12 protein-coding genes are annotated in these 11796 nt (G+C 72.5%); 10 read left to right on the forward strand and 2 right to left on the reverse strand.

The genetic code is table 11. The features are described from left to right. Positions 1-25 precede the first annotated feature (25 nt). On the reverse strand, positions 26-1387 hold the full coding sequence (locus ACQPZQ_RS12090; protein WP_433295058.1) for an MFS transporter: 1362 nt from the start codon (positions 1385-1387) through the stop codon (positions 26-28). A 62-nt stretch (positions 1388-1449) separates the two neighbouring features. On the opposite strand from ACQPZQ_RS12090, the gene hisH reads away from it, so the two are divergent. The 7 genes from hisH (at position 1450) to ACQPZQ_RS12125 (ending at position 7994) form a co-directional block, all read left to right on the forward strand. Then, entirely contained in the window at positions 1450-2085 is a 636-nt protein-coding gene (gene hisH, locus ACQPZQ_RS12095) for an imidazole glycerol phosphate synthase subunit HisH (protein WP_241043221.1), read from the forward strand. 116 nt (positions 2086-2201) lie between these two features. Next, positions 2202-2969: a bifunctional 1-(5-phosphoribosyl)-5-((5-phosphoribosylamino)methylideneamino)imidazole-4-carboxamide isomerase/phosphoribosylanthranilate isomerase PriA gene (gene priA / locus ACQPZQ_RS12100; protein ID WP_433295060.1), complete on the forward strand. Its 768-nt coding sequence runs from the start codon at positions 2202-2204 to the stop codon at positions 2967-2969. Then, complete coding sequence (hisF, locus tag ACQPZQ_RS12105) at positions 2969-3742, forward strand: imidazole glycerol phosphate synthase subunit HisF (protein ID WP_433295062.1); 774 nt, start codon at positions 2969-2971, stop codon at positions 3740-3742. The genes priA and hisF overlap by 1 nt, the downstream gene beginning before the upstream one ends. Further along, positions 3739-4110, forward strand: coding sequence for a phosphoribosyl-AMP cyclohydrolase (gene hisI, locus ACQPZQ_RS12110; protein ID WP_241043218.1), 372 nt, complete (start codon positions 3739-3741; stop codon positions 4108-4110). Before hisF ends, hisI begins: the two co-directional genes overlap by 4 nt. A 23-nt stretch (positions 4111-4133) precedes the next feature. Then, positions 4134-4868, forward strand: coding sequence for an alanyl-tRNA editing protein (locus ACQPZQ_RS12115; protein ID WP_433295065.1), 735 nt, complete (start codon positions 4134-4136; stop codon positions 4866-4868). A 1222-nt stretch (positions 4869-6090) separates the two neighbouring features. Then, positions 6091-7338, forward strand: coding sequence for a sensor histidine kinase (locus tag ACQPZQ_RS12120; RefSeq protein ID WP_433295067.1), 1248 nt, complete (start codon positions 6091-6093; stop codon positions 7336-7338). Continuing rightward, a complete protein-coding gene (locus ACQPZQ_RS12125; protein ID WP_241043215.1) occupies positions 7335-7994 on the forward strand; it encodes a response regulator in 660 nt (219 codons plus the stop codon). Before ACQPZQ_RS12120 ends, ACQPZQ_RS12125 begins: the two co-directional genes overlap by 4 nt. A gap of 3 nt (positions 7995-7997) precedes the next feature. On the opposite strand, the gene ACQPZQ_RS12130 is transcribed toward ACQPZQ_RS12125, so the two are convergent. After that, entirely contained in the window at positions 7998-8660 is a 663-nt protein-coding gene (locus ACQPZQ_RS12130) for a TetR family transcriptional regulator (RefSeq protein ID WP_433295069.1), read from the reverse strand. Between the two features lie 76 nt (positions 8661-8736). Here ACQPZQ_RS12130 and ACQPZQ_RS12135 point away from each other — a divergent pair, with 76 nt between their 5' ends. The 3 genes from ACQPZQ_RS12135 to trpC are packed head-to-tail and all read left to right on the forward strand — an operon-like array spanning position 8737 to position 11774. Then, entirely contained in the window at positions 8737-10329 is a 1593-nt protein-coding gene (locus tag ACQPZQ_RS12135) for an anthranilate synthase component I (protein WP_433295071.1), read from the forward strand. After that, positions 10326-10907, forward strand: a complete 582-nt coding sequence (locus ACQPZQ_RS12140) for a Trp biosynthesis-associated membrane protein (protein ID WP_433295073.1) — start codon at positions 10326-10328, stop codon at positions 10905-10907. Before ACQPZQ_RS12135 ends, ACQPZQ_RS12140 begins: the two co-directional genes overlap by 4 nt. A gap of 42 nt (positions 10908-10949) precedes the next feature. Next, positions 10950-11774, forward strand: coding sequence for an indole-3-glycerol phosphate synthase TrpC (trpC, locus tag ACQPZQ_RS12145; protein ID WP_433295075.1), 825 nt, complete (start codon positions 10950-10952; stop codon positions 11772-11774). Positions 11775-11796 lie beyond the last annotated feature (22 nt).

The following is an 11796-nucleotide window of genomic DNA, read 5'->3' on the forward strand; positions in this document are numbered from 1 at the left end:
CCGTGGCGGCTCTGCGCGTCGAGGATCACTCCATTGCGGCGCGCGCCCGCCCGGCGATGAGAACCGCCACCAGCGCGAGCCCGCCGGCCACCGTGGTGCCGGCGAGGTAGGCGACCGTGCCGGCGTCGACGAGCGCGGCGAACAACGCACCCGTCAGCGCGAGGACGACCGCGGCGAACAGGGCGTCGGCGATCTGTAGCGCGGAGCTGTTGGTGCCCTGCTCGGACGGGGCGGAGAGCTCCAGCGTGAGCACCGACAGCGTCGGGTAGGCTAGGCCCATCCCCAGCCCGCCCGCGGCCCAGCCGATCACCGCGACGGCCACCGGAACGCCGGGCACGACCGTCGCCCCCGCGGCGAGCACGCCGAGCGCGACGAGAGCGGTTCCGGCGCGCAGCAGGGTGGTGCGGGACGGGGCGCGGTCGCGGCCCTGGAACCAGGAGCCCGCCGACCACGTCACTGCGGCCACCGTCAGGACCAGGCCGGACATCGTCGGCGACAGGTCCCGCTCACGCGACAGCAGGAGGGGGAGGAACGCCTCCGCGGCGAAGAAGGCGGCCGACAGCACCCCGCGTACCGCGATCACGGCGGGCAGTCCGGGGCGGGCGAGCAGCGTGCCGGCCGGCAGCAGATGCGGGCCCGAGACGACGACGGCGGCCACGGCGACCACACCGAGCAGCAGCGCGGGCACGCCGCCGAGGTGCCCGGCCTGATGCAGGCCTGCGGCGCCGGCTGCCGCACCGACCGCCCACAGGACGCGACGCATCCGACGGTGGCCGGTGCCCGTGCCGTCGTCGATCGGGGTGCCGAGCCCGCGCAGCGCCGGTTCCACGAGCAGCGCCGCAGGCAGGGCGAGCGCCGCGGCGAGCAGGAACACCGACCGCCATCCGACGGTCTCGACCAGGAGCCCCGCCAGCGGCGGCCCGACAACGGCGGGCAGGACCCACGCGGCGGCGAACGCGGCGAAGATCCGCGGTCGTAGCGCGGACGGGACCACCCGCGCGACCACAACGTAGAGCGCCACCGAGAACAGCCCCGACCCCAGACCCTGCACCGCCCGCCCCACCGCGAGCAGCGGCATCGCCGGTGCCAGCCCGGCCAGCAACAGCCCCAGCACGAAACCGGCGACGCCCACCCGCATCGCTCCGCCGGGCCCGCGCACGTCGCTCCACACCCCGGCGAGGACCATGCCGACGACGCTGGTGGCGAGGGGCAGCCCGAACGCGAGGGCGTAGGCGGCGAGGCCGTCGAGCGCGGCGGCCACGGTCGGCATGGCTGTCGCCACCGCGATCGCCTCGAACGCGGCCAGTGACACCAGCGCGACCGATCCGAGGGTGAGCGTGCGTAGCCGTCCGTGCATGAGGCCGGCGTCAGCGGCGGTCCTTGTCATGGCGGGGAGCGTGCTTGTTGAACCCGGGTAGAGGTCAACTGAGTTGCGGCTATCCTTGCCCCGTGTCGCGGATCGTCGTGCTGGACTACGGGTCGGGCAACCTCCGCTCTGCCGAGCGCGCGCTACAACGCGTCGGCGCTGATGTCACGGTCACGGCCGACGCCGACGCCGCCCTCGAGGCCGACGGTCTCGTCGTACCCGGGGTGGGTGCCTTCGCCGCCTGCATGCGCGGTCTGAGCGCCGTCGACGGGCCGCGGATCATCGAGCGCCGCCTCGCCGGCGGACGGCCCGTGCTCGGCATCTGCGTGGGGATGCAGGTGCTGTTCGACCTCGGCGTGGAGTGGGGCGAGCGCACCGAGGGCTGCGGGCAGTGGCCGGGCACCGTCGAGCGGATCAAGGCCGACGTGTTGCCCCACATGGGCTGGAACACCCTGCGCGTCCCCACGGGCTCCACCCTGTTCGCGGGCCTCGACGCCGACACCCGCTTCTACTTCGTGCACTCCTTCGGGGTGCGGCGGTGGGAGATGGAGGCGTCGGACGTGCTGCGTCCGCCGCTGGTCACGTGGGCCCACCACGGCGAGGACTTCGTCGCCGCCGTGGAGAACGGTGCACTCGCGGCCACCCAGTTCCACCCCGAGAAGTCCGGCGACGCCGGTGCCGTGGTGCTGCGCAACTGGTTGCGTGACATCGTCGGCTGACCGTCGTTCCCTCCTGATCGACGCTCCGCGGGGACCGTCGAGACCCTTCTCACGCGCTTCCGTGAGGCGATGATCGCCGGGCGGCCAGGCGAATACGCCACCGGTAGGCTTTCCCCGTGAGTTTCACGCTGCTTCCCGCCGTCGATGTCGCCGACGGCCAGGCCGTGCGCCTCGTGCAGGGCGAGGCCGGTTCCGCCACCGCGTACGGGGAGCCACGGGACGCCGCGCTGCAGTGGCAGAACGACGGCGCGGAGTGGATCCACCTCGTCGACCTGGACGCCGCTTTCGGCCGCGGATCGAACGCCGAACTGCTGGCCGGCGTCATCGGTGAGCTGGACGTCGCGGTGGAGCTCTCGGGCGGCATCCGCGACGACGAGTCCCTGGAACGCGCGCTGTCCACGGGCTGCGCCCGGGTGAACCTCGGCACCGCGGCGCTGGAGCACCCCGACTGGTGCGCACGGGCCATCGCCGCCCACGGCGAACGGGTCGCGGTGGGCCTTGACGTGCGGATCACCGAGGCCGGCCACCGGCTCGCCGCGCGCGGGTGGACCACCGACGGGGGCGACCTGTGGGAGGTGCTGGAGCGGCTGGACCGCGACGGTTGCGCCCGCTACGTCGTCACCGACGTCGGCAAGGACGGCACGCTGCGCGGCCCCAACATCGACCTGTTGCGTGACGTCGCGGGCGCCACGAAGGCGCCGGTCATCGCGTCCGGGGGGATCGCCGAGGTCGCAGACCTGGTCGCGCTGGCAGAGGTGGCCGCCACCGGCGTCAACATCGAGGGCTCGATCGTCGGCAAGGCCCTCTACGCGGGCCGCTTCACCCTCCCCGAGGCGCTGGCTGCGGTGCAGGCCGTCGACGCCGCCGGACGGGCGGCCGGCTGATGGGTGTCGCCGTGCGCGTCATCCCCTGCCTGGACGTCGATGCCGGGCGGGTGGTGAAGGGCGTCAACTTCGCCGACCTGCGTGACGCGGGCGATCCGGTCGAGATGGCCCGCATCTACGACGCGGAGGGAGCCGACGAGCTCACGTTCCTCGACGTCACGGCGTCGTCGGGGGAGCGGGCCACGATGCTCGACGTCGTGCGCCGCACCGCGGAGCAGGTGTTCATCCCCTTGACCGTCGGTGGTGGCATCCGCACCACCGACGACGTCGACACGCTCCTGCGGGCCGGTGCCGACAAGGTGAGCATCAACACCGCGGCGATCGCGCGCCCCGAGCTGCTCCACGAGGCCAGCCGCCGGTTCGGCGCGCAGTGCATCGTGCTGTCCGTCGACGCCCGCACGGTGCCGGAGGGCGGCGAGCCGACCCCGTCGGGCTGGGAGGTCACCACCCACGGTGGACGTCGCGGCACGGGGATCGACGCCGTCGAGTGGGCGGCCCGCGGCCAGGAGCTCGGCGTGGGCGAGATCCTGCTCAACTCGATGGACGCCGACGGCACCCGAGCCGGGTTCGACCTCGGCATGATCGCCGCGGTCCGGGCCGTGGTGGACGTTCCGGTGATCGCCAGTGGTGGAGCCGGTGCCGTGGAGCACTTCCTTCCGGCGGTGCAGGCGGGAGCCGACGCCGTGCTCGCCGCCAGCGTCTTCCACTTCGGGCAGCTGCGGATCAAGGACGTCAAGGACGGCCTGCGCACCGGGCTCGTGGAGGTGAGATGACCAGGGTTGAGGTCTCCGCGCTCGATCCGGCCGTCGCAGCCAGGCTCAAGCGCAACGCCGACGGGCTGGTCTGTGCGATCGCCCAGCAGCGCGGCACCGGGGAGGTGCTGATGGTGGCCTGGATGGACGACGAGGCGCTGCACCGCACCCTCACCACCGGCCGGGCCACCTACTGGTCGCGCTCGCGCGAGGAGTACTGGGTGAAGGGCGACACATCCGGCAACGTCCAGCACGTGCACGAGGTGCGGCTGGACTGCGACGGCGATGCCGTGCTCGTGATCGTCGACCAGACGGGCGCCGCGTGCCACACGGGCGAGCGGACCTGCTTCGACGCAGACGTCCTGCTCGACGCCCGCAACGGCGCCTGAGCGGGCGGTCCTAGTCTGCGGGCGTGACCGAGGAGCTCTTCGCCACCGACGCCTACCGCCGTTCCTTCGACGCCGCGATCACCGAGGTCGACCGGGAGGCCGGCCGGGTGGCGCTGGCGCGCACCGCGTTCTATCCGGGTGGGGGCGGGCAGCCGCACGATCTCGGCACGCTCGACTGGGGCACCGGTCCCGCGGCCGTCACCCGCGTCAAACGGGAGGGCGGCCGGATCTGGCACTGGCTCGACGCGCCCGAGCTGCCCGGTGAGGGTTCCGAGGTGGCAGGCGAGCTCGACTGGAACCGCCGCCACCTCCTGATGCGCACCCACACCGCATTGCACGTGCTCTGCGGCGTGGTCTGGTCGGAGTTCGCGATTCCCGTCACCGGCGGCAACATGGAACCGGGCTCGGGTCGGCTGGACTTCCCGCTCGAGTCGATCTCGACGGAACTGGGCCGGCGCCTGGAGGGGCGGATCAACGAGGAACTCGCCGCTGCCCGCGCCGTGGTGGTGGAGTTCCTCGGCCGCGACGCCGCCGACGCCGACCCCGCCCTGATCCGCACGGCCGCCAACCTCATCCCACGCGAGATCGACCCGCTGCGCGTGATCGACATCGTGGGCCTCGACAAGCAGGCCGACGGCGGCACGCACGTCGCCAGCACCGCGGAGGTCGGCGCCGTCCGGGTGACCGGCACGGAGTCGAAGGGCAAGGGGAACAAGCGGGTGCGGATCGAGGTCGTGGAGGCGCCGGCTCCGGCCTGAGTTTCCGGCGACGATCAACCCCCCGCCGGGATCCCTACGCCCCAAGGCCCACCGGCTGGTCAAGATCGACAGTTCGGGCCCCGCAGGCGTGCCATCTGCGGCTGGCAGGCCCCAAGTGGTGATCATGCCCCCTCTGCAGGCCTGGCGGCTGGTCAAGATCGGCAGTTCGGGCTCGGGAGGCGTGTCCTCCGCGGTTGCCGGGCCCAAGTGGTGATCACGACCCCTCCGCAGGCCTGGCGGCTGGTCAAGATCGACGGTTTGGGCCCGGGAGGCGTGCCATCTGCGGCTGCCAGGCCCCAATTGATGATCATGGCGTACTCCGGCGAAGGCCGGGTGCGGTGCATGTCGCGCAGGCTCGCTGGCCGAGTGGCGATCATGGGCTGATGGGCCCGCCGGCTGGTCAAGATCGGCAGTTTGGGCCCGGTAGGCGTGTTATCCGCGCTTGTAAGGCCCGAACTGATGATCATGGTGCCCTGTCGTCGGTGTCTAGGGCGGGCATGTCCCTCAGGTCCGCCGGCTGGCCATGATCTGCGGTTCGGTGCCGGTAGCCGGGCTATCTGCAGCTCCTAGGCCCCAAGCGACGATCATGGAGCCCCGCCCTGCCCTGGTCCGGGGCGGGCTCGCTGGCCGGTCGTGATCGGCGGCTGTGTCCCCCCTCGAAGGCCTGCATCCGATCCCGGTGCCAGGCCGGAGTTGGCTGAGTGACCGGTATTGCAGCGCTCCGGGGCAGTCCGCTGGCAGGTCAAGATCGGCAGTTCGGTCCCCACAGGCGTGCCATCTGCGGCTGGCGGGCCCCAAGTGGTGATCAAGACCCCTCCGCTGGCGCGCAGGCCGTTCAAGATCGGCAGTTCGGGCCCAGGGACCGTGTCATACGCGGCTGCCGGGCCCCAATTGATGATCATGGTGTGCGGCGGCTCCGGCCGGGTGCGGTGCACATTGCCCAGCCCGCCGACCGCGTGGCGATCATGGGCAGGCGGCTGGTCAAGATCGACAGTTCGGGCGCGGTAGGGTGCCATTTGCGGGCTGCAAGACCCGAAGTGATGATCACGGCGCCCTGTCGCCGGTGTCTAGGGCAGGCATGTCTCGCGCCCGGCCGTCTGGCCGTGATCAGCAGTTCGGGCCCGACCAACGATCACCCGTTTGACTGGCTCCCGCGACGGAGTGATCCGACTCCCTCCCGTGGGGGAGGGCTCTGGATGTCCGGTTCTGCGACGATCGAGGGGTGTCCCGCACGCTGCGGCTGCTCCTGGCCCCCGTCACGTCGGGGCTGACCTACCGCCGTTTCGTGCATCTGTTGCTGGGTGCGGTGCTGTTGCTGCCGTATCTGGGGCTGGTGTCGCTGTTCGTGGCCGCGGCGAACGCGGGGGACCTGCGGCCGCTGGATCTCCTGCTGTTGCTCGTGCCCGCAACCGCCATGGCGGTGGGGGTGGCGCTGGTGCCGGGCGTGCGGGCCCTGGAGATCACCGCGGCCCGTGCCCTGCTCGGCGCTGTGGTGCCCGATCCCGATCCCGGGACGCTCGACGCGTGGCCGGGCCGTCGGCGAGCTGCCGGCTGGTTGCTGGTCAATCTCGCGGCAGGCGGGCTCACCGCGCTCGTGACGCTCGCCGTTCTGCCGGCGAGCATCGGCTTCCTCCTCGCGCCTTGGCGCGAGCTCGTCCCGTTTCCCACCGGGCTTGCCGCGGCCTGGATGCCGGTTCTGGGATTGGCGCTCCCGCTCGTCCTCCTCCACGCGGTGTCGGCCGGTGGGGCGGTGCTCGCGCGGCTCGCTCCGCGGGTGCTCGGGCCCTCGCCCGCCGAACGGATGGCCGTCGAGCTGGCCCGGGTGCGGGAGGCGGAGCGGGCGTTGGCGGAGCGCAACCGGCTCGCGCGAGAGCTGCACGACTCGGTGGGCCACGCGCTGACCGTCGCCACGCTCCAGGCGGGCGCAGCCGCCCGGGTGCTCGACAGCGATCCCGCGTTCGTCGCCCGTGCGCTCGACGCGATCGCCGAGGCGGGCCGGGGTGCACTGGAGGATCTCGACCACGTCCTCGGGTTGCTGCGCGACGGCACCTCCGGGGCGGACCGGGCGCCCCAACCCGACCTGGCCGATTTCGACGCCCTCGTGGCCGGTGCCCGGTCGACGGGGGTGTCGGTGGACGTGGAGGTACGAGGATCGATGGACGCGGTGCCGCGTGCGGTCTCCCGCGAGGCGTACCGGATCGTCCAGGAGGGCCTCACGAACGCGTTGCGGCATGCTGGGCCGGTGCCGGTGACCGTCCGCGTCGCAGTGGGACCGAGCGTGCTCGAACTGGAGCTGACGAACCCTCTCGGCGCCGGCACCCGCGCCCGGCAGGGAGGCGGACGTGGGCTCGCCGGGATGCGCGAGCGCGTGCACGTCCTGCGCGGTGACCTGGTGGCGGGTGCGGGGGAGCGGGAATGGCGGGTGGCGGCACGGCTCCCGCTGCAGGGATCCGAGATGATGACGCAATGATCAAGTTGCTCCTGGTGGACGACGAGGAGCTCGTGCGGACGGGTCTGCGCGCGATCCTCGACGCCGAACCGGACATCACCGTGGTGGGCGAGGCGCCCGACGGCGCGGAGGTGCCGGGCCTGGTGCGCAGGCTCACGCCGGACGTAGTGCTGATGGACGTGCGGATGTCCGCGGTGGACGGGATCGCCGCCACCCGCCACCTGGTCACGAAACTCCCGAAGCCGCCGCGCGTGCTGGTGCTCACGACGTTTGGCAACGACGGGCACGTCTACGACGCACTGCAGGCGGGCGCCACGGGCTTCCTGCTCAAGCGGGCGCGGCCCGCGGAGATCGTGCAGGCGGTGCGCATCGTCGCGAGCGGTGAGTCACTGCTGTTCCCGGCGGCGGTGCGGGACCTGGTGGCCACCCGCGGGCGCAACGGCGGGGACGAGCTGCGTGGCGCGGGCCTGACCGAGCGGGAGGGCGAGGTGCTGCGGTGGATCGCACGCGGGCTCTCGAACGCCGAGATCGCCCGGGAGCTGATGGTGGGAGTCGAGACGGTCAAGACCCACGTCGGCAACGTCCTCGCCAAGCTGGGCGCGCGCGACCGCACCCAGGCGGTGGTCGCGGCCTACGAGTCGGGATTCATCGACCCGCGCCGGCCCGTCGACGTCTGAGCGTCAGGGCAGGGGCCCGGTGAGGTAGCGCTGCAGGTTGGGGGCCACCGCTGCGATCACAGTGGCGTGGTCGGCCGAGGCGAGCGGCTCCACCTTCAGCACGTACCGGACCACCGCGAGGCCCAGGATCTGGGAGCCGCACAGGCCTGCGCGCAGTGCGGCCTGGTCCGGCGCCACCGTCGACACGACCCGTGCGACGAGCACGCGCTCCACGAACTCGCGCAGGAGCCGGGCCGCGATGTCGTGCGTGGCCACGCTCTGCAGCAGCGCGGAGAGGGGAGCTCCGCCCGTGCCGTCCCACAGGTCCAGGAACCGCGCGATGATCCGTTCGGCGAGGTGGTCGGGATCACCGGGCACCACCTCGGCGAGGATCGTGGTGGGGTCCACCGGTAGCTCCAGGGCCGAGATGAACAGCGAATCCTTTCCCCCGAACCAGTGGTTGACCATGGCGGCGTCCACGCCCGCGCGTTCGGCGATGACCCGCACGGTAGCTCCGTCGTAACCGCGCTCGGCGAACTCGACGCGAGCGGCGGCGAGCAGCTCGGCGCGGGTGTCTGCGCCGCCCGGTCTGCGCCCGCGTCGGCGTGGCGCAGCGACTCCCTGCGCCTCTCCCTGACCTGCTCTCACGGCCTCCGCCGGGGACGGCTCGTCGTCGGGTTCGCCCACGCTCCCATCCTTCCCCGAAGGGCGGGATGGGGGTGACGCGGCTCTCGTGGTGCCCCGTCCGGGGGAGGTTGCCACAATGGGCTCCATGACCGTCACCGCGCCTGCGCCCGCACTGGGTGCGGTCAGCCCCAGCCGAGAAGAGTTCCGCGAGCTGGCCGTCGGGCACCGGGTCATCCCGGTCACCAGGCGGCTGCTCGCCGACGACGAGACCCCGGTCGGGGTCTACCGCAAGCTGGCAGGCGACCGTCCCGGCACGTTCCTCTTCGAGTCCGCGGAGAACGGTCGCTCCTGGTCGCGATGGTCGTTCGTCGGAGCGCGGAGCGCAGCGGCGCTGACGACCGTCGACGGCGAGCTCGCCTGGACCGGTGAGGTCCCCGTCGGGCTCCCCACCTCGGGAGACCCCCTCGCCGCCCTGCGCACCGTTGTCGAGGAGCTGCGCAGCGAGCCGCTTCCCGGGCTGCCGCCGCTGACCGGCGGGATGGTCGGCTATCTCGGCTACGACGTGGTGCGGCGCCTCGAGCGGCTGCCCGACCTCACCACCGACGACCTGCAGATTCCTGAGCTGATGATGCTGCTGGCCACCGACCTGGCCGCGGTCGACCACCACGAGGGCACCATCACCCTGATCGCCAACGCGATCAACTGGGACGCGAGTGACGAGCGGGTCGACGAGGCCTACGACGACGCCGTGGCGCGGCTCGACCGCATGACCACCGAGCTCGCTGCCCCCGCCGCGTCGACGGTGGCCGTCTACCGGCCTGCGCAGCCCTCCTACACGCGCCGCCGCACCCCGGAGCAGCACCACGCCGCCATCGAGACCGTGAAGGAGCAGATTCTCGACGGCGAGGCGTTCCAGGTGGTGATCTCGCAGCGCTTCGAGGCGGAGTGCCACGCCGACTCGCTCGACGTCTACCGCGTTCTGCGGGCCACCAACCCGAGCCCGTACATGTACCTGCTGCGCCTGGAGTCCGCGGCCACCCCCGACCAGCCTGCGCGGCGCTTCGACATCGTCGGGTCCAGCCCGGAAGCCCTGGTCACGGTGCGCGACGGGAAGGCGACCACCCACCCGATCGCCGGCACCCGGTGGCGTGGCGACACCGAGGAGGAGGACCTGCTCCTGGAGAAGGAGCTGCGCAACGACGAGAAGGAGCGCGCCGAGCACGTGATGCTCGTCGACCTGGGCCGCAATGACCTCGGCAAGGTGTGCTCGCCGGGCACGGTCAAGGTGCACAGCTTCTTCGCCGTCGAGCGCTACAGCCACGTGATGCACCTGGTCTCGACGGTCACCGGCACGTTGCGCAACGACTGCATCGCCTTCGACGCCGTACTTGCGTGCTTCCCCGCCGGGACGCTGTCGGGCGCACCGAAGCCGCGGGCGTTGCAGATCATCGAGGAGCTGGAGCCCACCCGGCGCGGTCTCTACGGGGGCATCGTCGGCTACTTCGACTTCGCGGGCGACGCCGACACCGCCATCGCGATCCGCACCGCGCTCGTGCGCGACGGGATCGCCTACGTGCAGGCCGGGGGCGGGATCGTCGCCGACTCCGAGCCGATGGCCGAAGACACCGAAAGCATCAACAAGGCGCGGGCCGTGCTGTCCGCGGTGGCGACCGCGGCGACGCTGGGGCAACCGCCCAGCCTCGCCGCCGCTCCGGACAGGACGCGGTGACCCAGACCCCCATCCGTAACCCGCGCGCGCTGCTGGTGGCGTGCGCAGGCCTCGCGGGTTCGGCCGCCCTGCTGTGGGGTGCGTCGGCCACGGTCTGGTTCCGCATCGCGGGCCCGCCCGGCCGGTCGGCCACGGAGTCCACCGGCGCACAGGTGGCTCCGTCGCTCACCGGTGTGGCGTTGCTGGCGCTGGCCGCAATCGCGGCTGTCGTGGCCACGGGCGGGCTCCTGCGCCGAGCCGTCGGCGCGCTGTTGGCGCTGGTCGGGATCGTGGTTGGCGTCGTCGTGGTGCAGTCGGTGGTGGTGCCGCCCGCCGGCCAGATCACGCGTACAGCGGCGCCGCTTCTCGCCGTGGCAGGCGTCGTCGTTCTGCTGGTGGTCGGGGTGTTCATTCTGCTGCGAGAGCCGACGTTCCCGAGGTTCGGCGCGCGGTATGCCGCGCCCGGCGCCCGACGGGTCGAGACGGATCCGGATCGCGCGGCGTGGCAGGCGCTGGACGCCGGAGTGGACCCCACTGCCGACGTGCCCGGGAGCAGGGGGGACGATCCTGGCGACGGGGGTCGCACAAGGCCTGGCTAGCATGATTCGCGCCCGGCCTATCCGGAAAGGGGGACCAACGCCATGGAGCACGGCAGAGCGAGCGTCCTCGATTCCATCGTTGACGGCGTCAGGGCCGATCTTGCGGCACGGGAGGCGGAGGTCGACTTCGCCGAGATCAAGCGGCGTGCGGCCGCAGCTCCGCCGCCGCGCGACGTCATGGCGGCGTTTCGGGCGCCGGGCATCGGGGTGATCGCCGAGGTCAAGCGCCGCAGTCCGTCTCGGGGGGATCTGGCCGTGATCGCCGATCCGGCCGAGCTCGCTGCGTCCTACGCCGGGGGCGGGGCGCGCGTGATCAGCGTTCTCACCGAGGAGCGCCGGTTCGGCGGATCGCTCGCCGACCTGGCCGCCGTGCGTGCGGCGGTTGACGTTCCGGTGCTGCGCAAGGACTTCGTGGTGAGTCCGTACCAGGTGCACGAGGCGCGCGCCTACGGCGCCGACCTGGTGCTGCTGATCGTCGCGGCGCTGGAGCAGAACGCGCTCGACTCGCTTCTGGACCGCGTCGAGTCGCTCGGCATGACGGCACTCGTCGAGGTGCACACCGAGGAGGAGGCCGACCGGGCTCTGGAGGCCGGCGCGAAGGTCATCGGGGTGAACGCGCGCAACCTCCACACGCTCGAGGTCGACCGGTCGATCTTCGGGCAGATCGCGCCCGGCCTGCCCAGCGACGTGCTGCGGGTGGCCGAGTCCGGCGTCCGCGGGCCGGGCGACCTACTCACCTACGCCGGGTGGGGCGCCGACGCCGTACTCGTCGGTGAGGGCCTGGTCACCAGCGGTGACCCCCGCGGGGCGGTGCGCAGCCTGGTGGCAGCGGGTTTCCACCCGTCCTGCTCCCGGATGGTTCGATAACAGGAATGACGCGCTAGCACGG

This window comes from Pseudonocardia sp. CA-142604, from assembly GCF_050948475.1.
Lineage (GTDB): Bacteria > Actinomycetota > Actinomycetes > Mycobacteriales > Pseudonocardiaceae > Pseudonocardia > Pseudonocardia alaniniphila.

Coding starts and splice junctions, on each gene's coding strand:
- ACQPZQ_RS12090 (WP_433295058.1), bottom strand. CDS start 1,387: ATGACAAGGACCGCCGCTGACGCCGGCCTCATGCACGGACGGCTACGC.
- hisF (WP_433295062.1), top strand. CDS start 2,969: ATGGGTGTCGCCGTGCGCGTCATCCCCTGCCTGGACGTCGATGCCGGG.
- hisI (WP_241043218.1), top strand. CDS start 3,739: ATGACCAGGGTTGAGGTCTCCGCGCTCGATCCGGCCGTCGCAGCCAGG.
- ACQPZQ_RS12125 (WP_241043215.1), top strand. CDS start 7,335: ATGATCAAGTTGCTCCTGGTGGACGACGAGGAGCTCGTGCGGACGGGT.
- ACQPZQ_RS12135 (WP_433295071.1), top strand. CDS start 8,737: ATGGGCTCCATGACCGTCACCGCGCCTGCGCCCGCACTGGGTGCGGTC.
- trpC (WP_433295075.1), top strand. CDS start 10,950: ATGGAGCACGGCAGAGCGAGCGTCCTCGATTCCATCGTTGACGGCGTC.